Origin of the sequence: Streptomyces collinus Tu 365 (assembly GCF_000444875.1) — a bacterium.
In the GTDB taxonomy this organism is placed as follows: domain Bacteria; phylum Actinomycetota; class Actinomycetes; order Streptomycetales; family Streptomycetaceae; genus Streptomyces; species Streptomyces collinus_A.
In genome coordinates, this window is record NC_021985.1 from 3,734,644 (window position 1) to 3,759,852 (window position 25,209).

At 72.4% G+C, this 25,209-nt stretch carries 17 protein-coding genes and 1 tRNA gene; 10 read left to right on the forward strand and 8 right to left on the reverse strand.

The annotated features are described in order from the left end of the window. Positions 1-103 precede the first annotated feature (103 nt). From B446_RS16120 to B446_RS16135, 4 genes are all read right to left on the reverse strand, one after another. Positions 104-823 carry an HNH endonuclease family protein gene (locus B446_RS16120; RefSeq protein ID WP_043475706.1) on the reverse strand — a complete coding sequence of 240 codons (720 nt, stop codon included), beginning with the start codon at positions 821-823 and terminating at the stop codon, positions 104-106. Between the two features lie 258 nt (positions 824-1,081). Next, a complete protein-coding gene (mfd, locus tag B446_RS16125; protein WP_020940513.1) occupies positions 1,082-4,615 on the reverse strand; it encodes a transcription-repair coupling factor in 3,534 nt (1,177 codons plus the stop codon). A gap of 230 nt (positions 4,616-4,845) precedes the next feature. Then, a complete protein-coding gene (locus tag B446_RS16130) occupies positions 4,846-7,425 on the reverse strand; it encodes an ABC transporter permease (protein WP_020940514.1) in 2,580 nt (859 codons plus the stop codon). Beyond that, on the reverse strand, positions 7,422-8,210 hold the full coding sequence (locus B446_RS16135; RefSeq protein WP_020940515.1) for an ABC transporter ATP-binding protein: 789 nt from the start codon (positions 8,208-8,210) through the stop codon (positions 7,422-7,424). Before B446_RS16135 ends, B446_RS16130 begins: the two co-directional genes overlap by 4 nt. 460 nt (positions 8,211-8,670) lie before the next feature. Between B446_RS16135 and B446_RS16140 the strand changes: the two genes are divergently transcribed. From B446_RS16140 to B446_RS16150, 3 genes are all read left to right on the forward strand, one after another. Beyond that, on the forward strand, positions 8,671-10,167 hold the full coding sequence (locus tag B446_RS16140; RefSeq protein ID WP_020940516.1) for an MFS transporter: 1,497 nt from the start codon (positions 8,671-8,673) through the stop codon (positions 10,165-10,167). A gap of 192 nt (positions 10,168-10,359) precedes the next feature. Then, positions 10,360-10,767, forward strand: a complete 408-nt coding sequence (locus tag B446_RS16145) for a DUF485 domain-containing protein (protein ID WP_020940517.1) — start codon at positions 10,360-10,362, stop codon at positions 10,765-10,767. Then, a complete protein-coding gene (locus tag B446_RS16150) occupies positions 10,764-12,404 on the forward strand; it encodes a cation acetate symporter (protein ID WP_020940518.1) in 1,641 nt (546 codons plus the stop codon). The genes B446_RS16145 and B446_RS16150 overlap by 4 nt, the downstream gene beginning before the upstream one ends. A gap of 24 nt (positions 12,405-12,428) precedes the next feature. On the opposite strand, the gene B446_RS16155 is transcribed toward B446_RS16150, so the two are convergent. The 3 genes from B446_RS16155 to B446_RS16170 all read right to left on the reverse strand — a co-directional run bounded on the left by B446_RS16155 (position 12,429) and on the right by B446_RS16170 (position 17,590). Beyond that, positions 12,429-13,313: a hypothetical protein gene (locus tag B446_RS16155; RefSeq protein ID WP_043475709.1), complete on the reverse strand. Its 885-nt coding sequence runs from the start codon at positions 13,311-13,313 to the stop codon at positions 12,429-12,431. Positions 13,314-13,533: 220 nt separating this feature from the next. Beyond that, positions 13,534-16,554, reverse strand: a complete 3,021-nt coding sequence (locus B446_RS37065; protein WP_078614719.1) for an SUKH-4 family immunity protein — start codon at positions 16,552-16,554, stop codon at positions 13,534-13,536. A gap of 10 nt (positions 16,555-16,564) precedes the next feature. Further along, the gene (locus tag B446_RS16170) at positions 16,565-17,590 is read right to left on the reverse strand and encodes an SMI1/KNR4 family protein (RefSeq protein WP_043475714.1); all 1,026 of its coding nucleotides are present in this window, start codon (positions 17,588-17,590) and stop codon (positions 16,565-16,567) included. Between the two features lie 253 nt (positions 17,591-17,843). On the opposite strand from B446_RS16170, the gene B446_RS16175 reads away from it, so the two are divergent. Both B446_RS16175 and B446_RS16180 read left to right on the forward strand, forming a co-directional pair. Continuing rightward, on the forward strand, positions 17,844-18,368 hold the full coding sequence (locus B446_RS16175) for a YwqJ-related putative deaminase (RefSeq protein WP_043475716.1): 525 nt from the start codon (positions 17,844-17,846) through the stop codon (positions 18,366-18,368). Positions 18,369-18,420: 52 nt separating this feature from the next. After that, the gene (locus tag B446_RS16180) at positions 18,421-18,915 is read left to right on the forward strand and encodes an SUKH-3 domain-containing protein (protein WP_020940523.1); all 495 of its coding nucleotides are present in this window, start codon (positions 18,421-18,423) and stop codon (positions 18,913-18,915) included. A 301-nt stretch (positions 18,916-19,216) separates the two neighbouring features. On the opposite strand, the gene B446_RS16185 is transcribed toward B446_RS16180, so the two are convergent. Continuing rightward, positions 19,217-20,518, reverse strand: a complete 1,302-nt coding sequence (locus B446_RS16185; protein ID WP_043475719.1) for a sensor histidine kinase — start codon at positions 20,516-20,518, stop codon at positions 19,217-19,219. A gap of 166 nt (positions 20,519-20,684) precedes the next feature. Here B446_RS16185 and B446_RS16190 point away from each other — a divergent pair, with 166 nt between their 5' ends. The 5 genes from B446_RS16190 to B446_RS16210 all read left to right on the forward strand — a co-directional run bounded on the left by B446_RS16190 (position 20,685) and on the right by B446_RS16210 (position 25,154). Next, positions 20,685-21,554, forward strand: coding sequence for a hypothetical protein (locus B446_RS16190; protein ID WP_043475722.1), 870 nt, complete (start codon positions 20,685-20,687; stop codon positions 21,552-21,554). Between the two features lie 14 nt (positions 21,555-21,568). Then, positions 21,569-21,644 (forward strand) — tRNA-Gln (locus B446_RS16195). A gap of 124 nt (positions 21,645-21,768) precedes the next feature. Beyond that, positions 21,769-23,217, forward strand: a complete 1,449-nt coding sequence (gene glmU, locus B446_RS16200) for a bifunctional UDP-N-acetylglucosamine diphosphorylase/glucosamine-1-phosphate N-acetyltransferase GlmU (RefSeq protein WP_078614720.1) — start codon at positions 21,769-21,771, stop codon at positions 23,215-23,217. A gap of 152 nt (positions 23,218-23,369) precedes the next feature. Next, positions 23,370-24,350: a ribose-phosphate diphosphokinase gene (locus tag B446_RS16205; RefSeq protein WP_020940527.1), complete on the forward strand. Its 981-nt coding sequence runs from the start codon at positions 23,370-23,372 to the stop codon at positions 24,348-24,350. A gap of 207 nt (positions 24,351-24,557) precedes the next feature. Further along, on the forward strand, positions 24,558-25,154 hold the full coding sequence (locus B446_RS16210; protein ID WP_020940528.1) for a 50S ribosomal protein L25/general stress protein Ctc: 597 nt from the start codon (positions 24,558-24,560) through the stop codon (positions 25,152-25,154). Positions 25,155-25,209 lie beyond the last annotated feature (55 nt).

Here is a 25,209-nt window from a genome sequence, read left to right on the forward strand (position 1 = left end):
GGGCCGGGGAACCGGATTCGGGACCGCCCACCTTGGCCCACCCGGGCTCGCCCGGGTGGGCCCACCCCGTCCGGTTCACCGCGCCCGGCTCACCCGTCGCGGCTCACCGCGCCCGGAACCGCTTCGGTGCCTCGGTCGGGTTGCCGCCCGACGGGAGCTTCTGGTCCGGGCAGGTGGCGAGGACCTTCTTCATCGCGGCCTTCTCGGCGGCGGTGACCCACAGCTCGTACTTCTTCTTCACGGCCACCTGGGCGGCCACGTAGGAGCAGCGGTAGGACTTGTTGGGCGGGACCCAGGTGGCGGTGTCTCCGTCGCCCTTGCCGCGGTTGGTGCTCGCGTCGACCGCGATGAGGTTGAGCGGGTCGTTGGCCAGGGCTATCCGCTTGCCAACGGTCCAGTACTTCGCGCCCTTCTGCCAGGCGTCCGACAGGGCGACGACGTGGTCGATGTCGACCTGGCTGCGGCCGCGCCGGTAGGTGATGTCCTTGCCCGAGTACGGGTCCGGCTCCAGCAGGCCGTAGCTGACCTTGCAGGTGCCACCGGTGAACCTCACCTCCTTCAGGTCGCGCTTGAGTATGTCGTCGCGGGTGTCGCAGGAGTTGGAGTCGGTGTCGGCCCAGGCGGTGCCGAAGCGCTCGCGCGCGTAACCGGTCTTCGGGGCCCGTCCCTTGACGGTCAGCGCGTCGGCGGCGGCCAGGGCCGCTCCCCCGCGCCCGGTCTCCCGCGGACCGGAGGATCCCGTGATCTGCCCGTTCTTGCAGCCGGTCACGGCGACCGCCATGACGGCCACCAAGGTGATCGTCCCGCCCCTCAGACGCGTCACGGTGCGCCCCCCTCGCTCGCGCCGGCCGCCGTGCTGTTCGGGCGGACCGTTCCTGCTTCCACGGTAACGGGCCGACGGCGTCCAGCAGATGGTCCGATAAGGGGGTCAACCAGGGCAAGAAGGACGTGACTTGTCGTGAGCGGCGACGCGGGGAGCGGGGCGGTACGGCCGAAGCCCCGGATCCGGTGGATCCGGGGCTTCGGTGGTCATGACGCCGGCGGCGGTCGCCGGGGAGCGCCGGTCAGGGCCGGCCGGGCGTCACGAGCCGAGGATCGAGGCGAGGAACTCGCCCACCCAGCCGAGCAGTTCACGGCCGACGAGCGGCTTGCCGCCGACCTTGGCGGTCTTCGGGCGCGGAACCAGCACCTGGTGCACGGACGGCTTGATGACCGTGCCCGGGTACAGCCGCTTGAGGCGCAGCTCCTGAGACTCGCGCAGCTCGACCGGGGCGAACCGGATGTTGGTGCCCTGGAGCACGACCTCGCCGACGCCGCACGCGCGCGCCAGCATCCGCAGCCCGGCCACCAGCAGCAGGTTCTCCACCGGCTCGGGCAGCTTGCCGTAGCGGTCGGTGAGCTCCTCGCGGACGGCCTTGACGTCCTCCTCGGAGTTGGCGGAGGCGATGGCGCGGTAGGCCTGCAGGCGCAGCCGCTCGCCGGGCGCGTAGTCGTGCGGGACGTGCGCGTCGACGGGCAGTTCGATCTTGACCTCGAGCGGCGGCTCCTCCTCGATCTCGCCGGTCTCCAGCTGCCGCCGGTAGTCCGCGACGGCCTCGCCGACCATGCGGACGTAGAGGTCGAAGCCGACGCCCGCGATGTGCCCGGACTGCTCGCCGCCGAGCAGGTTTCCGGCGCCGCGGATCTCCAGGTCCTTCATCGCCACGTACATGCCCGCACCCATCTCGGTGTGCTGGGCGATGGTGGCGAGCCGCTCGTGCGCGGTCTCCGTCAGCGGCTTCTCCGGCGGGTAGAGGAAGTACGCGTAACCGCGCTCCCTGCCGCGGCCGACGCGGCCGCGCAGCTGGTGCAGCTGGGAGAGGCCGAAGGTGTCGCCGCGCTCCACGATCAGCGTGTTGGCGTTGGAGATGTCGATGCCGGACTCGACGATCGTGGTCGACACCAGCACGTCGAACTTCTTCTCCCAGAAGTCCACGACGACCTGCTCCAGCGCGCCCTCGGACATCTGGCCGTGGGCGGTGGCGATGCGTGCCTCGGGGACGACCTCGCGCAGCCGCGCGGCCGCCCGGTCGATGGACTCGACCCGGTTGTGGATGTAGAAGACCTGTCCCTCGCGCAGCAGTTCGCGCCGGATGGCCGCGCCGATCTGCCGCTCCTCGTACGGCCCGACGAAGGTGAGCACCGGGTGCCGTTCCTCGGGCGGGGTGGTGATCGTGGACATCTCGCGGATGCCGGTGACCGCCATCTCCAGGGTGCGCGGGATCGGGGTGGCCGACATGGTCAGCACGTCGACGTTGGCGCGGAGCTTCTTCAGCTGCTCCTTGTGCTCGACGCCGAAGCGCTGCTCCTCGTCGACGATGACCAGGCCGAGGTCCTTGAACTTCGTCTCCGAGGAGAACAGGCGGTGGGTGCCGATGACGACGTCCACCGCGCCGTCCTTCAGGCCCTCCAGAACGGCCTTGGCCTCGGTGTCGGTCTGGAACCGGGACAGGGCCCGCACGTTCACCGGGAACTGTCCGTACCGCTCGGAGAAGGTGCCGTAGTGCTGCTGCACCAGCAGGGTGGTGGGGACGAGCACGGCGACCTGCTTGCCGTCCTGCACGGCCTTGAAGGCGGCGCGGACCGCGATCTCGGTCTTGCCGTAGCCGACGTCGCCGCAGATCAGGCGGTCCATCGGGACCGACTTCTCCATATCCTCCTTGACCTCGGCGATGGTGGTGAGCTGGTCGGGGGTCTCCGCGTACGGGAACGCGTCCTCCAGCTCGCGCTGCCAGGGGGAGTCGGGGCCGAAGGCGTGGCCGGGGGCGGCCATGCGGGCGCTGTAGAGCTTGATCAGGTCGGCGGCGATCTCCTTGACCGCCTTCTTGGCGCGCGCCTTGGTCTTGGTCCAGTCGGCGCCGCCGAGGCGGTGCAGGGTGGGTGCCTCGCCGCCGACGTACTTGGTGATCTGCTCCAGCTGGTCGGTGGGGATGTAGAGGCGGTCGCCGGGCTGGCCGCGCTTGGCGGGGGCGTACTCCACGACCAGGTACTCGCGGGTGGCGCCCTGCACGGTGCGCTGCACCATCTCGATGTAGCGGCCGACTCCGTGCTGCTCGTGCACGATGTAGTCGCCCGGCTCCAGGGTGAGCGGGTCGATCGTCTTGCGGCGGCGGGCCGGCATGCGGGCGCCGTCGCGGCCGGCGGCCTTCTGGCCGGTGAGGTCGGTCTCGGTGAGGACGGCGATCTTCAGCGCCGGGTCGACGAAGCCGTAGTCGATGCAGCCGCAGGCCACGTGGACGACGGAGGGGCTGATCTCGCCGAGGTCGACGTCCAGGCGGGCGGCGATGCCCTCGCCGCCGAGCACCTCGACGGTGCGGGCGGCCGGGCCGTGGCCCTCGGTGACGTAGACCGTGCGCCAGCCGTCGGCGAGCCAGCCCTTGGTGTCGGCGAGCGCCCGCGCGGTGTCGCCGCGGTAGGTCTCGGTGGCGTGCATGCCCAGCTTGAGGGTGCCCGCGTCCAGCTCCTCGTCGGCGGCGAACGGCGAGATGGACCACCACATCATGTCCAGTTCGCGCGCGCGGTCGCGGACGTCGGCGATGGACCACAGGGAGGCGGCGCCCACGTCGATCGGGGCGTCGCCGCCGCCCGCGGTGGCCGCCCAGGACGCCTGGAGGAACTCCTGGCTGGTGGCGACGAGGTCGGCGGCGCGGGTGCGGACCCGCTCCGGGTCGCAGACCACGGCCATGGCGCCCTTGGGCAGGACGTCGAGGAGCAGTTCCATGTCGTCGACGAGGACGGGGGCGAGGGACTCCATGCCCTCGACCGCGATGCCCTCGGCGATCTTGTTGAGCAGTTCGCCCAGCTCCGGGTGCTCCTCGGCGAGGGCGCGCGCGCGGGCGCGCACGTCGTCGGTGAGCAGCAGCTCGCGGCAGGGCGGGGCCCACAGGCCGTGCTCGGCGACTTCGAGGGAGCGCTGGTCGGCGACCTTGAAGTAGCGGATCTCCTCGACGTCGTCGCCCCAGAACTCGATGCGCAGGGGGTGTTCCTCGGTGGGCGGGAACACGTCCAGGATGCCGCCGCGCACGGCGAACTCGCCGCGCTTCTCGACCAGCTCCACGCGCGCGTAGGCGGCGGCCGCGAGGGCCTGCACGATCTCGTTCAGGTCGGCGGTCTGGCCGGTCCTCAGCGCCACGGGCTCCAGGTCGCCGAGGCCCTTGACCTGCGGCTGGAGCACGGAGCGCACGGGCGCGACGACGACGGAGACCGGGCCGGTCTCGGGGTCGTCGGGGCGGGGGTGGGCGAGGCGGCGCAGGACGGCGAGGCGGCGGCCGACGGTGTCGCTGCGGGGGCTGAGCCGCTCGTGCGGGAGGGTCTCCCAGGAGGGGTACTCGACGACGCCCTCCTCGGGCAGCAGCGAGCGCAGGGCCGCCGCGAGGTCCTCGGCCTCGCGGCCCGTCGCGGTCACGGCGAGCACCGGGCGGGCGGCCTCGCGGGCGAGGGCGGCGACCGCGAAGGGGCGGGCGGCCGGGGGACCGACGAGGTCGACGTGCATGCGGTTGCCGTCCGCCGCCGCCTCGATCGCTTCCGCGAGGGCGGGGTCCTTGACGACGGCGTCGAGCAGACCGTGCAGGCTCATGGAGGAGGCTTTCCGTCCGGGTGTGGGCAACGCGAAGAGCCCGACTCGGGTGAGGGCCGGGGGGTCTCCAGCCTACGTCGCCGGGCTCGCGGGCGCCCGAGCCTGTGGACAACTGCGGACCGGTGGAGGACCCGGGGAGCGCGACGACCCGGTGCCGGGAAGTCCTGGCAGGACTTCCCGGCACCGGGTCTTCCCCCGCAACCCCCGTGTGCGGTGGCCGTGCCGTCGGGCTAGTCGGTCGCGATGGCGTTCAGGACGTTCATCCGGCCGGCCCGGAAGGCCGGGACCAGGGCGGCGAACAGGCCCACGAAGGCCGAGGCGACGAAGACGGTGATGATGGTCGGCCACGGGATGTCCAGGACCTTCAGGCCCTCCAGCGCGAGCAGCTTCTGGGCGGTGGCGCCCCAGCCCATGCCGAGGCCGAGGCCGAGCAGGGCACCGAAGACGGCGATCACCACGGACTCCAGGCGGATCATGCGGCGCAGCTGGCGGCGGGAGAGGCCGATCGCCCGCATCAGGCCGATCTCGCGGGTGCGCTCGACCACGGAGAGGGCGAGGGTGTTCACCACGCCGAGGATCGCGACGATGATCGCGAGCGCCAGGAGGCCGTAGATCATGTTGAGGAGCTGGCCGATCTGGTCCTTCAGCGCCTTCTTGTAGTCGGTCTGGTCGCGCACGGTGTACTGCGGGTAGGCGTGCAGGGCCTGCTTCAGCGCCTTGTAGGCGGCCGCCTGCTGCCCGTCCTTCGCGGTGGCGAAGACCAGCTGGTCGAGCGGCATCTTGTCGGCGGGCACGTACTTCGCCAGGGTGGCGATGGAGGTGTACATGGCACCCTGGTCGATCACCTCGTCGCTGCTGGTGACGGCGCGGACGGTCAGGTGGGCCGTGGAGCCGTCCTTGAAGGCGACGGTGATCTTCGAGCCGAGGTGGATGCCGTGGGCCTTGGCGAACTTCTCGTGGACCGACATCGAGTCGGGCCGGTAGGCGTCCTCCAGGTTGCCCGCGACGGTCTTCTTGCGCAGGTCGCGTGCGTAGGTCGGATCGGCCGCGGTGATGTCGGTGTCCTTGAGGGTGCGGCCGTCGGGGGTGGTGTAGTCGGCGACGGTGCTGCGGTACTCGGTGACCCGCGCCAGGCCCGGCGTGGCCTTGACGGCCTTGACGGCCTGCGGGTTGATGACCTGGCCGTGGTCCTCCTGGATGATGAAGTCGGTGCCGACGGTCTTGTCGAGCTGGTCGGTGGCGGAGGCCACCATGGAGGAGCCGACCACCGACAGGCAGGCCACCAGGGCCAGGCCGATCATCAGGGCGGCGCCGGTGGCGCCGGTGCGGCGCGGGTTGCGCAGCGCGTTGCGCTCGGCCATGCGTCCGACGGGGCCGAAGACCCGCAGGATGACGGCGCCGAGGACGCGGATCAGGCCGGAGGCCAGCAGCGGGCCGATGACGACGAAGCCGATCAGGGTGAGCACCACGCCGAGGCCGAGCCAGGCGGAGCCGCCGGTGGCCTTGTCGGCGGTGCCGGCGACGTACAGGCTCGCGGTGCCGGCGCCGGTGAGGACCAGGCCGATCACGGCCCGGACGATCCCGGCCCGGGCGTCGGCGGGGGCGCCGGCGTCGCGCAGGGCGGCCATCGGGGAGACCTTGCCGGCGCGGCGGGCCGGCAGGTAGGCGGCGAGGACGGTGACGACCACGCCGAGCAGCAGGCCGAGCGCGGGGGTGGTCCAGGCGACGGTCAGGTCGTCGGTGGACAGGTGCATCCCCATGCTGCCCATGAGCTTCATCAGGCCGACGGCGATGCCGACGCCGGCGCCGACGCCGAGCGCGGAGCCGATGACGCCGAGCAGCAGGGCCTCGACGAGCACGGACCGGTTGACCTGGCGGCGGGAGGAGCCGATGGCGCGCATCAGGCCGATCTCGCGGGTGCGCTGGGCGACCAGCATCGAGAAGGTGTTGATGATGAGGAAGATGCCGACCAGGAAGGCGATCCCGGCGAAGCCGAGCATCGCGTACTTCATGACGTTCAGGAAGCTCTCGACGTCCTTCTGGTTGGCGTCGGCGACCTCCTTGGCGGTCTGCACCTTGTAGCCGCCGCCGAGGGCGGCGCTCACGTCCTTCTTCAGCCGCGCGTCGGTGACGCCCTTGGCGGCGGTGACGTTGACGTTGGTGTACACGCCGGTGCGGCCGACGAGGGTCTGCTGGGCGGTCTTCGTCTCCAGGTAGAAGATGGCCGCGCCGGGGTTGGTGACGGTGAAGGTGGCGATGCCGGACACGCGCGCGTGGTGCGTGCCGAGGGCGGTGATCACGCCGATGTCGTCACCGAGTCCGAGGTGGTGCTTCTTGGCGGTGTCCGCGTCGAGCATGACCTGGCCCGCGTCCTTCGGCGCCGTGCCGGAGGTGATCTTCATGGTGCGGGCGTCGTTGTGGTTCCAGTTGCCGACGATGGTCGGGGCGCCGCTGGTGGGCGACAGCTTGTCGTTGTGCCCGTCGACGACGGTGACCGAGGTGGAGAACACGGTGCCCTCGGCCGACCGGACGCCCGGGGCCCTGCGGATCTCGCCGAGCACCGAGGCGGGCATGACCGGCGGCTTGCCGGTGCGGGAGGTGGTCTCGCCGGTGTCGGAGGACCCCTTGGCGCTGACCGTGACGTTCGAGGACGTGGCCTGGAAGAGCTTGTCGAAGGTGGTGTTCATCGTGTCGGTGAACACCAGGGTGCCGGTGACGAAGCCGACCGACAGCAGGACGGCGACGGCGGACAGGGCCATCCGGCCCTTGTGCGCGAGGAAGTTGCGCAGGGAGGTCTTCAGGACGGTCATGACGTACGCCCCCGGGCGTCGAAGTCCTTCATGCGGTCCAGGACCTGATCGGCCGTCGGCTGGTACATCTCGTCCACGATGCGGCCGTCGGCGAGGTAGAGCACGCGGTCGGCGTAGGAGGCGGCGACCGGGTCGTGGGTGACCATCACTATCGTCTGGCCCAGTTCGTCGACGGACCTGCGCAGGAAGCCGAGGACCTCGGCGCCGGCGCGCGAGTCGAGGTTGCCGGTGGGCTCGTCACCGAAGATGATCTCCGGGCGGGCGGCGAGCGCGCGGGCCACGGCGACGCGCTGCTGCTGGCCGCCGGAGAGCTGGGTGGGCCGGTGCTTGAGCCGCCCGGCGAGGCCGACGGTCTCCACCACCCGGTCCAGCCAGGCCCGGTCGGGCTTGCGGCCGGCGATGTCCATGGGCAGCGTGATGTTTTCCAGCGCGTTCAGCGTGGGAAGCAGGTTGAACGCCTGGAAGATGAAGCCGATCCGGTCCCGGCGCAGCCGGGTGAGCTTCTTGTCCTTCAGTCCGGTGATCTCGGTCTCGTCCAGGTAGATCTGCCCGGAGGTGACGGTGTCGAGACCGGCGAGGCAGTGCATCAGGGTGGACTTGCCGGACCCGGAGGGGCCCATGATCGCGGTGAACTGACCGCGGGCGATGTCCACGTCGACGTGGTCCAGGGCGACGACCCGGGTCTCGCCGGACCCGTACGCCTTCACGACCTGCCGGGCCCTCGCGGCAACGGCCGTCGTTCCTCCAGTGCCCCCGTGCCTGGGAATGGTCACAGCCGATGTCACGGTAAGTCTCCTATGTCGGTCGGCAAGTCGCGGATGCGCCCCGGCGGGCCGGTGCGTTTGCTCTGGGTACGTCGACGAGTCTGGCGTGCGGCGGCGGGCCGCGCGCTGGTGTGAGGACCCCTCTTGTACGGGGGCTAACCCCACCCCCGCCGGTTCGTTCTGCCGCCCCCCAGCGGCGTAAAGCCAGATTAAGGACGGCACCGGGCCCTTCTCGTCCTCCGGCGGGACGAACCCTCCCCGAGCCCTGATACGGAGGTACCCCTAGGGGTGGTCCACCGCCGGGTGGAGAGGTTCTCGGGGTCGGCTCCACCCTCCGGCCCGGCAAGGCTCCACCCTCCCGCCGCGTCAGGGTCAAGTGCGAAGCTGTCGCGGGGCACTTCACCTCGCGGGACGCGGGGTGCGGGCAGGCGCGCGCGGCAACGCGGGTGCGGGGCACGGGGTACGGGGGAAGGGGGATCGGGTGGGGAGCACGACACCCGCGACACGTGGGGGAGCCACCGCGCGGCGGGGCGGCCGGGGCCGGGGCGCGGTCGTCGCCGCGCTGATGCTCTCGATGGCGCTGGCCGCGCTCGACGCGACGATCGTCTCCACCGCGGTCCCGCAGATCGTCGGCGACCTCGGCGGGTTCTCCGTCTTCTCCTGGCTGTTCTCCGGCTATCTGCTCGCCGTCACCGTCACCCTCCCCGTCTACGGCAAGCTGTCCGACACCTTCGGCCGCAAACCGGTGCTGGTGGCCGGGGCCGCCGTGTTCCTGCTGGGCTCGCTGCTGTGCGCGGGCGCCTGGGACATGGGGGCGCTGATCGCGTTCCGGGTCGTGCAGGGCCTGGGCGGCGGGGCGTTGCAGGGGACTGTGCAGACACTGGCCGCCGACCTGTACCCGCTGAAGGAACGCCCGCGCATCCAGGCCCGGCTGTCCACGGTGTGGGCGGTGTCGGCGGTGGCCGGGCCCGGTCTGGGCGGGGTGCTCGCCGCGTACGCCGGCTGGCGCTGGATCTTCCTGGTCAACCTGCCGATCGGCGCGGTGGCGCTGTGGCTGGTCGTCCGTCATCTGCACGAGCCCGCGCGGGAGCGGGCGGCCCGGGTGCGCGTGGACTGGGCGGGCGCGGCGGCGGTCTTCGCCTGCGGCGGGGTGCTGCTGACCGCGCTGGTGCAGGGCGGGGTGGCCTGGCCGTGGCTGTCGGCGCCCTCGCTGGCGCTGGCCGGCACCGGGCTCGCGCTGGCCGGGGCCGTGGTGGGGGTGGAGCGGCGGGCGGCGGAGCCGATCATCCCCGGGTGGGTGTGGCGGCGCCGTACGATCGCGGCCGTCAACCTGGCGCTGGGCGCGCTCGGACTGCTGATGGTGGCGCCCTCGGTGTTCCTGCCGACGTACGCCCAGTCGGTGCTGGGGCTCGGCCCGGCGGCCGCCGGTCTGGTGCTGTGCGTGTGGACGCTGACCTGGTCGGCGTCGGCGGCGCTGAGCCAGCACGTGTACCGGCGCATCGGCTTCCGCGACACCGCTCTGCTCGGCATCGGCCTGGGCGCGCTGATCCTGTTCGCGTTCCCGTTCCTGCCCTACCCCGGCTCCTGGTGGCAGCCGATGCTGCTGATGCTGCTGCTCGGCGGCGCGCTGGGGCTGTTCCAGCTGCCGCTGATCATCGGGGTGCAGTCGACGGTGGGCTGGTCGGAGCGCGGGACGACCACGGCGTCGGTGCTGTTCTGCCGGCAGACCGGGCAGACCGTGGGCGCCTCCGTGTTCGGCGCCGTCGCCAACGGCGTGCTGGCCGCCCGCCTCGGCGGATCCGGCGACCTGGAGTCCGTCACCCGCGCCCTGGCCGCCGGCACGGCGCCGGAGACCACCCGCCGGGCGATCGCCGCCGCGGTGCACGCGGTGTACCTGGGCGCGGCCGGCGCGGCGGCCCTGGCGTTCGTGGTGCTGCTCGTGGTGGCGCCCCGGCGGTTCCCGGTACGGCCGGATTGAGCCCCGGCACTCCGGGTTAACGCGGGTAACAACCCAGGCCGGAGCCCGTGTTCGCGAAGTAAGCGCATACCGACCGGCCAGTTTGGTGAAATCGCCGCGCGTTCCCCGGCCCGCGAGTAGCGTGCGTGGCTCCGCCCCCCACCTCCCTGCGGTCCGCCGCCACGGACCCGAGCCACGCAAGGAGCCAACGGGATGTCCTATGACCCGCCGCGCCCGCCATCCCACCTCACCTACCCCTGGCAGCCCCCGCCGCCAGAACCGCCCCGGCCGTACCGTGCCCGCGTCCGCGAACCCCTCGGACACCACAGCGACCTGAGAGTGCTGCGCAGCGCCTACCGCTGGCAGCGCCGCACCGCCACCCTCACCGCGCTCGGCTACTTCACCCTGTTCCTCGCCCTGTCCGCGTTCGCGCCCGGCGTCATGACCCGGACGGTCGCCGACGGCATCCCCGCGGGACTGCTGCTGGCCCTGCTCCAACTCCCGGTCACCTGGCTGGCGATCGCCCTGTACGAGCACACCGCGCACCGCCACGTGGACCCGCTCGCCGACCGCATCCGCAAGGAGACCGAACTCAACGCGCGCCGGGGAGCGACCCGATGACCACCGCCGCCCAAGCACCCGCCGGCATCACCGGATTCAGCGGCTCGAGCCAGACCCTGTCCCTGGTCGCCTTCTGCGCCGTGGCCACCCTGATCCTGCTGCTGTGCGTGATGACCGGCCCCGACGGCGACGACCTCGACGAGTTCTACACCGGCTACGGCACCCTGTCCCCGCTGCGCAACGGCCTCGCCATCGCGGGCGACTACATCTCCGCCGCCACCGTCCTCGGCACCGGCGGAGTGATCGCCCTGTGCGGCTACGACGGGGTCGTCCTCGCCCTCAGCACCACCCTCTCGCTGCTCCTGCTGATGTTCCTGCTCGCCGAACCGCTGCGCAACGCGGGCCGGTTCACCATGGGCGACGCGCTTGCCCGCCGGATGCCCGGCCGGTCCGTGCGGATCACCGCCTGCGCGGTCACCATCGCCTCGCTGCTGCCGATGATGCTGGTCCAACTGGCGGGCGCCGGGCAGCTCATGGCGTTCATCCTCGGCTTCTCCAACGCATCGCTGAAGACCGGCTGCGTCATCGGCATCGGCACCCTGATGATCAGCTACGCGGCCATCGGCGGCATGAAGGGCACCGCCCTCATCCAGATCGCGAAGATCGTGCTGCTGGTCGGCTCCGGCGCCGCCGTCGCCGTACTGATCCTGCGCCGCTTCGACTGGGACCCGGGCGCCCTGTTCACCGCGGCCGCGCGGCAGAGCGGCGCCGGACCCGCCTTCCTGCACTCCGGACTCCAGTTCACCGGGCACTCCGGCGCCCGCCTGGACATGATCACCTCGGAGCTGACCATCGTGCTCGGCGGCGCCTGCCTGCCCCACATCACCATGCGCATGTACACCGCCTCCAGCGCCCGCCAGGTGCGCCGCTCCCTGTCCTGGGCGGTCTCCCTCGTCGCCCTGTTCGTCCTGGTCCTCACCGTCGTCGGGTTCGGCGCCACCGCCCTCGTCGGCCGCGCGGCGATCGGCGCCGCCGACCCGCAGGGCAACACCGCCTACCTGATCGGCTCACGGGCCGCGTTCGGCACCGACGTGTCGGCGGGCGAGACCTTCCTCTTCACCCTGGTGACCACGGCGATCTTCCTCACCCTGCTCGCCTCGGTGGCCGGGATGATCCTCGCCTGCGCCAACTCCCTCGCCCACGACGTGTTCGCGAGCTGGGCGCGGCGGATGCCCGCCCGCCGGGAGATACTCCTGGCCCGCTTCTCCGCCCTCGCCATCGGAGCCCCGACGATCCTGCTGGCCACCCTGGCGCAGCACCACAGCCTGCAGCCCCTGGTGACCCTCTCCTTCTGCCTGGGCGCCTCCGCCCTCGCGCCCGCCCTGGTCTACGGCCTCTTCTGGCGCCGCTACACCCGCGCCGGGCTGATGGGCACCCTGATCGGCGGCTCGCTGACCGTGCTGCTGCTCATGCCGGGCACCAACCTCGTCTCCGGCTCGCCCGCCTCCGCCTTCCCGGACGCCGACTTCAACTGGTTCCCGTTCACCACCACCGGCATCGTCTCCATCCCGGCCGGCTTCCTCTTCGGCTGGCTCGGCACGGTCGCCTCCGGCCGCCACCGGGCGGAGGAGCAACGGCACCAGTACGAGGCCGTGGAGGGCCGCATCCTGGCGGGGGCGGTACGCGAGGGCGACTGAGCGGCCGTACCGCGCGCGCCGCCGCTACTCCACGACCGCCCGGCCGGTCAGCGAGACGAGACTGTCACGCACCGAGTCCATCTGCGTCTGCACCACGTCCCAGGTCTCGCCGTGCTCCCGCAGCAACCGCTCGGTGTCCCGGGCGATCCGCTCCTCGCGCGCCCGCGCCTCGGCGACCAGCGCGACGGCGTGCGCCCGCGCCTCCTCCTCGCGGGAGCGCGCCCACTCCCGGGCCTCGGCGAGTGCGCGTTCCGCCGCGGCCAGGGCGGCCTCGGCCCGGGCCGTGCGCTCGGCGTCGGCGGCCTCGAACGCGGCCAGCCGTCCGGCCTCCTCACGCTCGGCCGCGGCCCACCGCCCGGCGTGCTCCCGGGTCAGCCCCGTGAGCACGTCCGCGGTGCGCTGCCGCACCTCGCGCAGCGCGCCGAGCGTCTCCCCGCGCCTCTCCTTCACCTCGCGCCGGGCGCCGACGCGCAGTTCGTCGGCCTCGGCGCGCGCCGCGAGCAGACACCGGCGGGCATGCTCCTCGGCCTCCGCGCGCAGCGCCCGCGCGTCCTCCCGCGCCGCCTCGCCGAGCTCCCGGGCGTACGACTCGGCCCGCGCGCGCCACTCCTCCGCCTCGCCCCGGGCACGTTCGCGGACGGCCGCCGCCTCCCGCAGCACGAGCCCGTAGAGCTCGTGCGCCTGCTCGCCGAGCGTCTCGTACGCCTGCGGCTCCAGCCCCGCGACCACCTCACGCAGCCGCGCGGCCTCCGCTTCCATGTCCTTGGCCAGCACGGTCAGCCGCGCGGCCCGCTCCCAGGCGGCGTCCCGGTCCCGCCCCAGCGCCGCCAGGTACGCGTCCACCTGGGCGGGACGGTAGGCACGTCCCCGGACCGTCGCGAAACGGTGCGGCGTCACTGCGCTGCTCACCCTGGAGACCCCTCTCCGCCGGACCTGCACACCACGTCATGTGGCGCACATCCTGAGGGATCGGGCACAAGCGGTCATAACGCGACACTCCGCGCGCAAGCCACGGTCGCGAACCTCCGACATGCGGCAACTCCGGTCGGAGCGGCCCGCGCACCCCCGACAAAAAACTCATGCCCTTCACGCTCAGGCGTGAAGGGCATGAGGCGATCGGACGCGCCCGCTACAGCAGGCCGTCCCACATCTGCTCCAGCAGCACCGACCACCAGCTCTCCGGCGAACCCAGCGCCGCCGGGTCGAGGGCGGCCAGCTGCGCCTGGAAGTCCACCGTCCAGCGGCCCGCCTGCTCCTGGTTGAGACCGAACCTCAGCCGCCACATCCGGCCCAGCAGCGCCAGGCACCGCGCGAACTCCGGCAGCCCCGTGTTCACGAACTGCGGCGGCACCGGCGCACCACCAGGCCCCGCCTCCACCGGCACCGCGACGATGTTCGCCGTCCCGTACTGCACACACAGCGCCTTGCCGAAGTCCGTACCCATCACGAGGTACGAGCCCGCGTCCGCGGCCGGCTGCACACCGCGCTCGGCCGCCAGCTCCGCCAGCGTCGGCACCGGACGGCCCGGCTGGGCCTGCGCCCAGAAGAACGGACCCATGTCCACCGGCAGACCGGCCACCACCAGCGTGTGCGCCACGACCGGCGGCACCCCCTGACGCGACACCGCCTGCTGGTCGAACCGGAAGACCCCCGGCCCGAACGCCGCAACCAGCTCCTGCGCGACGGCCTCCGGCGGAACCGGCGCGGCGGCCTGCACCGGCGTCAGCGGAGCCCGCACCGGCGCCGGCCGCGCGGGACCGTCCGCCACCTGGTGCAGCTCGCCCTGGTGCGCCAGCAGCTGCTGCATGCCCTGCTGCCGGCTCGCGTGGTCCGTGCCGTACGGCGCGATGCTCGCGATCCGCGCCTGCGGCCACTGCTCCCGGATCATCCGCGCGCAGTACGCACCCGGCAGCTCGCACGACTCCAGCTCGGTGTGCAGCTCCAGCACCTGGTCCGGCGGCACGTTCATCGCCCGCAGCTCGTGGAAGATCTGCCACTCCGGGTGCGGCGTCCCCGGCGCCGAACGCCGGATCAGCTGCTGCTCCGAGCCGTCCTGCGCGCGGTAGCGCAACACGGCCTGATACCCCGGGCCCACCGTCGGCTGCCCCGGCGGCGGATAGCCGTACGCCTGCGGCTGCCCCGGCACCGGCCCACCCGGCGGCGGCACCGCACCGGGCGGTACCGCACCTGGCGGTACCGCACCCGGCGGCATCGGCTGCGGGGCGCCGGGCATGCCAGGAGCACCGGGAGCGCCGTGCGGCATGCCGGGACCGGGCGGCGGCGGAGGCGCGCCGGGGCCGGCCACGGGAGGCGCGGCCAGCACGGTCTCCGCGTGGTGCACCGCACCACGCGGACCACCGGGGGCGCCGGGCGGCTGAGGTGCGCCGGGGGCGCCCGCGAGGTGCGGTGCCCCGGGGCCCGGAGGCATGCCGGGGGCGCCCGGAGCCGCCGGGGCGCCGGGCGGGTTCGGCATGCCCGGGGCACCCGGAACGCCCGGAGCGCCAGGGACGGGAGGCTGGGGTACGGCTCCCCTCAGGCTCGGGTCGGCGAACACCGTGGCCGCGTGGTGCACACCACCGGGCGGCGTGCCGCCCGGAACACCGGGAACGCCGGGGGCACCGGGAGCACCCGGCGCGTGCGGAGCACCGCCCGGGCCCTGACCCTGGGCAGCGTCGCCACCCACCGGACCACCGGGAGCACCGGGAGCACCGGGTCCTTCAGGCCCCTCGGGCCCGAGCGCCGACACGAGCTGGGTCGGGATGTACCCGCCCGCGGGCGCACCGGGCGGGGGCGGCGGCATGCTCCCCGGACGCGCGCCCGGCGCACCCGGGGCGCCCGGCGGAGGCGGCGGAGCGCCCGCCCCACCGCGCGCCTTGCGCGGCGGCGGAGCGGCCTTGCTGGTCGCCGCGTCGGCGATGTCACCGGCGTGGGGCGGAAGCGGACGCCCCGGCCCGGCCGGCGGCTGCGGCGCGTGCGCACCGGCGCCCGGCCCCTGCGGATAGCCGTAGGCCGGGGCACCCGGCGGGACCCCCGGGCCGGCGGGCCCCTGCGGATAGCCGTACGGCTCGCCGCCCGGCGGCGGAGGCGGAGGCGTGCTGCCCGGGGGGACACCCGGACCGGCGGGAGGCCCGGCCTGCGCACCGGGATGCGGAGCGTAGGAAGGGGCGCCCTGCGGGGGCGTGCCCGGAGGCGGCGGAGGCGTGCCGTGCGGCGGGGCGCCCGGCGCGTTCCCGGCGGACTGCGCCCCCGGCACGCCCGGCGCGTCCAGTGCCGGCGCGACCGCCGTGGCGGGCAACTGGCTGCCCCCCGACATCAGCGCCGTCTTCGCCTCCGGAGCGACCGCCGGAGGCCGCGGACCAGCCGCGTCCGGATCGCTCAACGGCGGCGCGAACACCGTCGCGGGCAGCGGCACCGACCGGTCCTCACCGGAATCCGCGTTGGTGTCCGTACCGGCCCACGGCGTGGCACCGTCCGGCACGTCCTGCGCGCCGGCGGCCGGCCACGAAGCACCGCTGCCCGGCCCACCGGCCGGCACCGGACCGGAAGCGGCGGCATCCGCCCCCACCGGCACCCCCGCCTGCGTCTCGGGCAGCCCACCGGCACCGGCAGCACCGCCACCGGAAACACCGGACGCACCGAACCCACCGGCCGCACCGGAAGCCGCCGAAGGCACCGAAGGCACCGGCGCGGGCGGCACCGCGTCGACCGGCTCGGACGGACCCGGAGCCACGGCACCCGCACCCGAACTCGCACCCGCACCCGCACGCCGGTCCGGAATCCCCAGCTTGTCCGCCGCCTCCTGCAACCACTCCGGCGGACTCAGCAGGAACGACGTCTGGTTCAGATCCACCCGGGCCGCCGGCGCCGGCACCGCGTCCTCGACCTCGTCGCCACGGCCGTACTCCTCCTCGTACCGGCGGATCACCTCACCCACCGGCAACGCGGGCCACAACGTCGCCTCACCGCTGTCCCGCGCGATGACGAGCCGCTGCGCGCCCGCGTCCGAACGCGGGCCCTCCGCACGGTCCTCGCCCCACACCACGAAACCCAGCTCGAACTCCCGGACCCGCACCTCGCGGTGCTGGTACGCCGGGACGTCCCCGTTGACCCACTCCTCGGCGCGCTCCTGCGCCTGCGCGAAAGTCACCATCGCTCGGACCTCACTCCCCCACCGGGCCGGACGACACCGCGACCGCACGCGCGAACCCGCCGTCCACCATCAGGTTCGCCACCGTCTCCAGCTCCGGCGGATTGCCCGCGAGCCGCGCCAGGAACCCGTCGAAGTCGTCACCGCACGGCACCAGCAACCGCTCCACCCGCTCCGCCGGCGACCACGACGGATCCACGTCCCGCACGTCGTCGTACGCGCAGAACCACACCGAACCGGCCCGCTCACCGCGCACCTTCACCGCGAGCAGCCCGCCCTGGACGAAACCGACGCCCAGGTAGTCCTTCGTCAGGTGGTCACGCAGGCACTTGTTCACGTACACCAGGTCGTTGACCGCCGCCTCGTCCCGCACCGTGAAGAACGGCTGGTCCAGCAGCAGGCCCAACTCGGCGTCCAGCGCCGCACCCACCGGCGCGCAACCGCCCGCCGCCTTCAGGAACGTCCGATAGGCACCCGGCAACCGGTAGCCCAGATCCTCCTCGACGGCCAGCACCTGCGACTCCGTCACCGCCACACCCGACTTCGGCAGCCCGAAGTGCGCCGGACGCGTCTCCTGCAACGGCCGCGTGCCCCGCTTGCCCTGGTCGACCCGGGCCGTCGCCACCCCACCGTGGTGCCGCAGCAACGCCTTCACCTCGACCGGGACCAGCTCCAGCCGCCGCGAACCGAGCACGTGGTGCCACGTCCAGCCGTGCGGCGTCGCCACGTACGGCACCGTGTCCCACAACTCGTGCCCCGAAGCCGCCAGCGCCGCGTTCGCCGACACGTAGTCCGTCAGCCGCAGTTCGTCGACCCCGAAGCCCTCCGGCGGATCGGCGATCTCCGCCGCCGCCCGCGCGTACGGCGAGAAATCCGGGTAACCATGCTCATCGACCCGTACCCCTCTGGGATGACGCGCCGCCCGGACCGGATCCGGGAAGTGCACGACCTGCCCGGCATAGGCCGCGTTCGGCGGCACGGCTTCTCCCCCGGCCTGGCGGCTGGGCGGCGCCCCCAGCCCGAGCCGACCTGTCGTCATGGCAGTTGCCCCCTGCGGCGTTCTCTCTGGCCTGAACGGCGGTGTCGATCGCGGACGCCGACAGCCTATGCGGTACCCGCACACCGGTCACCGGCCCGCCACCCCACCCCCGCACTTCCCCCCTCCGCTTCCGTGACCAGCCGTCACCCCACCGTGACGGCCCGAATCGCCACGGGCGTGTCGCGCCGCCCCAGCTTCCGCACCCGCCACGGCATTTGGCACTCTGTGTCCTTCGGGGGATGCCCGGGAGGGGATGACGATCATGAATACCTTGCAGACCGGAGGTACCGACGTGCGGGCCGGCGACCCTCGCATCGGCTGGAGCGGCACCGACACGCCCCCCGTCCCCACCCTCCTGCACCGGCGCGACGGCATCCTGCCCACCGTCGCCGCCGCCCTCTCCGTCCGCGGCGCCACCCTCACCGGCACCGCCGCCCGCGGCGACCAGCCCCCACCCCTGCACCCGCTCGTACAGGACTTCCTCGACACCCTCACCAGCGCCCAGCGCGACCGCTTCACCGGCCGCTGCGCCGAGACCATCCTCATCTCCCGGCAGATCGCCGCCGCCGACGCCGCGCGCAGCAAACGCGCCGCCCGCAGACCCATGACCAACGGCGAGGCCCGCAGGGCCCTCAAGCAGTCCAAGCTCACCGCCCGCCGCATACGCGAGGACGGCGACCCCCTCCACGGCAGCTTCGCCGCGCCCTGCCGCGCCTGCACCGCCCTCAGCGCCCACTTCGGCGTCCGCATCGTCGACCCCACCGCGACCGACGGCTGAACCACCCCCGGCGCCCACGGAACCACCAGGCACACCCGACGATCGAAGGCCGATGCACCCCGACCGCACCTCGACCACGCGCTTCCCCGTCCCCGTCGACGCCGCCCTGCGCACCGCCGGCTGGCAACCCGGCCGCTGGGACATAAAGCAGGCCGAGTACTGGGCCGACACCCTGCGCGAGCACACCTCGCCCGCCGGACACCGGCACACCGTCTTCCCCGCCGCCGTCGAGGCCTGGGCCGAGTTCGGCGGACTCCACATCACCCCCGGCGGCCCCGGCCGCCAGGTGGCCCCCGCCACCCTGCACATCGACCCCCTGCACGGCCTCCACCTCGCCCGCACCCTCGGCGACCTCGGCCGTGCCCTCGGCACCGAGGTCAGCCCCCTCGGCGAAGAGACCGACACCGCCGCCCTCCTCGCCATCGACGCGGAGGGCCGCGTCTATACCGTCGACCACACCGGCGACTGGTACGTCGGCCGCGACATCGACCATGCCCTGGCCACCCTCATCGCCGGCACCGAACCGGCCCGGCTGACCACGGGCTGACCACGGGCCGACGGCAGGCTGCCGACGAGGGGCCGAGCGCGGGCCGACCGCCACCCGGACAGGCCGAGGACGGGCCGAGCGCGGGCCGACCGCCACCGGCCGCCCCCCGCGACCGGACCGACGACCCGACAACCTGACGGCACGACGGTCGGGCAGTCGGACGGTCGGACGGTCGGACGACCCAACGGTCCGATGGCAGGTCGATCCGACGATCCGACAGCACGACGGCGCGACAGCACGACGACCCGACGGCACGACGACCGGCCGCACCGCTCGCCGGGCCAGCCCCCCCACCCCGCCGTCAGACCGCCGGAATCACCGCCGACACCCGGAAGCCACCCGCGTCGGTCGGCCCCGACACGAACACCCCGCCCAGCGCCAGGACCCGCTCCCGCATGCCCACCAGGCCGTTGCCGCCCGACGGCAACCGTGCCGCGGACCCCGAACCCGGCTCCGGCGGCTCGTTCTCCACCTGCATCGCGATCTCCGCACCCCGGTGCGCCAGCCGCACGTACGTCTTCGCGCCCGCCGCGTGCTTGTGGACGTTCGTCAACGCCTCCTGCACCACCCGGTACGCCGTCTGCTCCACCTCCGCCGCGTAACCGCGCGCCTCCCCCTCCACCGACAGGGCCACCACCATCCCCGCGGCGGCCGACTGCCCCACCAGCTCCTCCAGCTCGGACAGAGACGGCCCATCGGCCTCGTCCGCAGCCCGCGACGCCGCCTGCGCGACGGCCACCCCGACCGCCATCAGCGGCACCGCCGCCGCACGCCGCCCCGCGTCCTCACCCGCGCGCAGCACCCCGAGCATCTCCCGCAGCTCCGTCAGCGCCTGCCGGCCCATGTCCCCGACCAGCGCCGCGTTCTTCACGGCCTTCTCCGGATCCTTGCGCGCCACCGCCTGCAACGCCGCCGCGTGCACCACCATCAGGCTCACCCGGTGCGCGACGACGTCGTGCATCTCCCGGGCGATCCGCGTCCGCTCCTCGTTGCGCGCCCACTCGGCCCGCTCCTCGGCCCGCTCGGCGAGCAGCTGAAGCTCCCGCTCCAGACTGTCCGCCCGCTCCCGCAGGCTCTCCATCAGCCTGCGGCGCGCGCCGACGTACAGCCCGAGCAGCACCGGCGGTGCCGTCAGCCCCAGGGACGTCGTGATGGAGGCGAACGGGACGAACCAGTCGCCCAGGGTCAGATCGCCCCGTGCCATGTCCTGCCGCACCCGTACGAACGTCACGATCATCGTGCCCAGCAGACTCATGCCGGCCAGGGCCGCGATGATCCGGCGCGGCAACTCGCACGCCGCCAGCGTGTACAGGCCGACGATGCCCATCAGGAAACCCATCTGGGCCGGCGTGATCGCGATCGCGACCAGCACGACGGCGATCGGCCACTTCCGGCGCACCAGCAGCACCGAACCGGCGATCAGCCCGAACACGATCCCCACCGACACGGGGATCCCCGCGTCACGCGCGAACGGGATCCCCTCCGCACCGCACTCCACCGCGGACACCAGGGCGAGGCTCGCGTCGAGCACCGCACTGCGCCACCTGGCCCACCACCAGGGGCCGGTCAGGGCCCTGGCGTGCTCTTCCCCCGTCGTGGTCATGCGTCCAGCCTACGGGCGCGGGGGGAGGCATTTCCGGTGACTTTCGCCTACCGGCGTAGACCACACGCCGCGACCGGAGGCTCTCGAAAGCCGCCGATATCCCTCGAACTGCTGAACCACATCCGTTCGAGGCCGGAACTCGGCATTCCGCCCGGACGGTATGCGTATGACACATGCGAACGGCAAAAGCGGCAGGTACGAGGAGTTCGAGGCGTTGCGGGAGCGAGCGGTCGCCCTGCGCCGCGAGGGGCGCAGCCTCCGGCAGATCCGCGACGAGCTGAAGGTCTTCAACAACGACCTCCTCAACCAACTGGTGAAGGGGGAACCGCCCCCGGAATGGACGAAACGCCCGAACGCGAAGGACGACCTGAGGCGGAAGGCCCGCGAGCTGCGCCTCCAGGGCTGGACCTACGACCGCATCCAGGCGGCCCTGGGCTGCTCGAAGAGCTCGATCTCCCTGTGGGTCCGCGACCTGCCGAAGCCGGAGCCCCGGTACACCCCCGAAGAACAGCAGGCGCTCATGCGGGAGGGGCTGGCCAGGTGCCGCGCCGCGGAACACGACAGGCGCAGGAAGTCCAGGATCGCGGCGCTCCGGGACGTCGGTGAGCTGACGGATCGCGAGCTGTTCATGGCGGGCGTGGCGCTCTACTGGGCGGAGGGGGCCAAGAGCAAGCCCTACGACCGGCGCGAACGGGCGATCTTCGTCAACAGCGACGCCGGCGTCATCCGGACCTATCTCGCGTGGCTGGATCTCCTGGACGTGGACCGGGAGCGGCTGTCGTTCCGGGTGCTCATCCACGAGTCGGCGGACGTGGCCGCCGCGCACCGCTTCTGGGCCGAGGTGGCCGACGTGGACGAGTCGGTCTTCGCGAAGCCGACGCTGAAGAAGCACAACCCCAAGACGGTCCGCAAGAACACAGGGGACGACTATCACGGCTGCCTGGTCGTCACGGTGGCCAGGAGCGCCCATCTGTACAACCGCATCGAGGGCTGGTGGAGCGGAATCGTCGCTCAGGCACAGGCACGTCTCGGGTAAGGTCTGGAGCGCTGTCCCCCGTGGTGTAACTGGCAGCACACTGGTTTTTGGTACCAGCAGGACAAGGTTCGAATCCTTGCGGGGGAGCCACAGCACACAAGACCCAAGTTCGGGCCCTGACGCCGCTGTCAGGGCCCGCGCTCATTTCCCCCCGATGTCCCCCCGGTATCCTGCGGCTGTCACCCCCACCCATCCAGAGCCGAAGGGCAACCCCGTGAGCGCCATTCGCCCGGCAGCCGTCGTCGTTCTCGCAGCGGGTGAGGGCACCCGTATGAAGTCGGCCACACCGAAGGTCCTGCATCAGATCTGCGGCCGTTCCCTGGTCGGCCATGTGCTGGCCGCCTCTCGTGAGTTGGACCCGGCGAACCTGGTCGTCGTCGTGGGCCACGCCCGTGAGCAGGTCGCCGCGCACCTGACCGAGATCGACCCCGGTGTGCGCACGGCCGTGCAGGCGGAGCAGAACGGTACGGGGCACGCCGTACGGATGGGCCTTGAGGAGCTGGGCGGTTCCGTGGACGGGACCGTGGTCGTGGTGTGCGGGGACACGCCCCTGCTGACCGCGGACACGCTGAAGAAGCTCGCGGCGACCCACCACGCGGACGGCAACGCCGTGACGGTCCTGACCGCCGAGGTGCCGGACGCGACCGGTTACGGCCGGATCGTGCGGGACGAGGCGACCGGTGCCGTGACGGCGATCGTGGAGCACAAGGACGCGTCGGACGCGGTGCGGTCGATCCGGGAGATCAACAGCGGCGTGTTCGCGTTCGACGGCCGGCTGCTCTCGGACGCGCTGAAGAGGGTGCGGACGGACAACAGCCAGGGCGAGGAGTACCTGACGGACGTCCTGGGGATCCTGCGCGAGGCGGGGCACCGGGTCGGTGCGTCGGTGGCCGGGGACCACCGGGAGATCGCGGGGATCAACAACCGCGTGCAGCTCGCGGAGGCGCGCCGGATCCTCAACGACCGGCTGCTGACCCGCGCGATGCTGGACGGTGTGACGGTGGTGGACCCGGCGAGCACCTGGGTGGACGTGACCGTGACGTTCGAGCAGGACTCGGTGGTGCATCCGAACACGCAGCTGTCGGGTTCGACGCACATCGGCGGTGGTGCCGAGGTGGGTCCGAACAGCCGGCTGAAGGACACCCGGGTGGGCCGGGGGGCGCGGGTGGACAACACCGTGTCGGAGGGTGCCCGGGTCGGTGAGGGCGCGTCGGTGGGGCCGTACGCGTATCTGCGGCCGGGGACCCGGCTGGGCGCGAAGGCCAAGATCGGTACGTACGTGGAGACGAAGAACTCGTCGATCGGTGAGGGGACGAAGGTCCCGCACCTGTCGTACGTGGGTGACGCGACGATCGGTGACTTCACGAACATCGGTGCGGCGAGTGTGTTCGTGAACTACGACGGTGAGAGCAAGCACCACACGACCGTCGGGTCGCACTGCAAGACGGGTTCGGACAACATGTTTGTGGCTCCTGTCACGGTCGGGGACGGTGCGTACACCGCCGCCGGGTCCGTGATCACGAAGGACGTGCCCCCCGGTTCGCTGGCCGTGGCCCGTGGTCAGCAGCGGAATATCGAGGGTTGGGTGGCGCGCAAGCGTCCTGGGAGTTCGGCCGCGAAGGCGGCCGAGGCGGCGTCGCGGCAGGTCGAGCGCGAGGGCTGACCGGAAACGGGTGCGCCAAACACGGCGTACCGTGATAAGTGCACATCCGCACGAGTGCACCCTGCACCCCTACCAGCTGATACGGCCTCTCATGCCCAGCCGAGAGGTCGCCGAGCAGCCGGCTGGCTGAGAACCTCTGAGGAGACAGTGCTGTGACCGGGATCAAGACGACCGGCGAGAAGAAGATGATGTTCTTCTCCGGCCGCGCCCACCCCGAGCTTGCCGAGGAGGTCGCCCAGCAGCTGGGTGTCGGGGTCGTCCCGACGAAGGCCTTCGACTTCGCCAATGGCGAGATCTACGTTCGTTACCAGGAGTCGGCGCGTGGTGCGGACTGCTTCCTGATCCAGAGCCACACGGCTCCGATCAACAAGTGGATCATGGAGCAGCTGATCATGATCGACGCGCTGAAGCGTGCGTCGGCCCGCTCCATCACGGTGATCGTGCCGTTCTACGGTTACGCGCGGCAGGACAAGAAGCACCGTGGTCGTGAACCGATCTCGGCGCGTCTGATCGCGGATCTGATGAAGACCGCGGGTGCCGACCGGATCCTGACCGTGGATCTGCACACGGACCAGATCCAGGGCTTCTTCGACGGTCCGGTGGATCACCTGTTCGCGCTGCCGCTGCTGGCGGACTACGTGGGTGGCAAGGTGGACCGGGCGAAGCTGACCGTGGTGTCGCCGGACGCGGGCCGGGTGCGGGTGGCGGACCGGTGGTGCGACCGGCTCGGTGCGCCGCTGGCGATCGTGCACAAGCGCCGGGACAAGGACGTGGCGAACCAGGTGACCGTCCACGAGGTCGTGGGTGAGGTCGAGGGCCGGGTGTGTGTGCTGGTCGACGACATGATCGACACGGGTGGCACGATCTGTGCGGCGGCGGACGCGCTGTTCGCGCACGGTGCGGAGGACGTCATCGTGACGGCGACGCACGGTGTGCTGTCGGGTCCGGCGGCGGACCGTCTGAAGAACTCGCGGGTGAGTGAGTTCGTGTTCACGGACACGCTGCCGACGCCGGGTGAGCTGGCGGCGGACATGGACAAGATCAAGGTGCTGTCGATCGCTCCGACGATCGCGAGCGCGGTGCGTGAGGTGTTCCAGGACGGCTCGGTGACCAGCCTCTTCGACGAGCAGTGAGGTTTCTGCAGTCGCCCTGACGCGGGCTGACTGAAGATCCTTTTGGGTGCGGCCTCCCTTGCCGAGTAGACTGCTGCAGTTGCTCGGCGAGGGAGGCCGTACTCCGTTTCACGCGGGGACGGCTGTCCGTTATCGACGCGCTCTTCGTAGCAGGCCGTTCGTGGCCGGGTGACCACGTCCGTTTCTGTTTGACGAGGAGTGATCAACATGTCCGAGGTGAAGCTCACCGCCGAGACGCGTAGCGAGTTCGGCAAGGGTGCCGCCCGTCGTATCCGCCGCGAGAACAAGGTTCCGGGTGTGCTGTACGGCCACGGTTCCGACCCGCTGCACCTGACCCTGCCGGGCCACGAGCTGCTGCTGGCGCTGCGTACGCCCAACGTCCTGATCTCCCTGGACATCGACGGCAAGAGCAACGAGCTGGCGATCCCGAAGTCCGTGCAGCGTGACCCGCTGAAGGGCTTCCTGGAGCACGTCGACCTGCTGCTGGTCAAGCGCGGCGAGAAGGTCACGGTCGAGATTCCGGTCCAGGCCGAGGGCGAGCTGGCCCCCGGTGGCAACCTGCTCGAGCACGTGCTGAACGCGCTGCCGGTCGAGGCCGAGGCCACGCACATCCCCGAGGCCGTCACCGTCTCCGTCGAGGGCCTGGAGGCCGGCGCCTCCATCCACGCCAAGGACATCACCCTGCCGTCCGGCGTGACCCTGGCCGTCGAGGAGGACGCGGTCGTCCTGCAGGTCCTGGCCGCGCAGGCCGAGGAGGCCGTGGAGGGCGAGGAGACCGAGGCCGAGGAAGTCGCCGAGGCCTGATCCTCGTAGTCGTCGTTTCGCCAGCCGCTGTTCCCGTGGGGGACAGCGGCTGGCG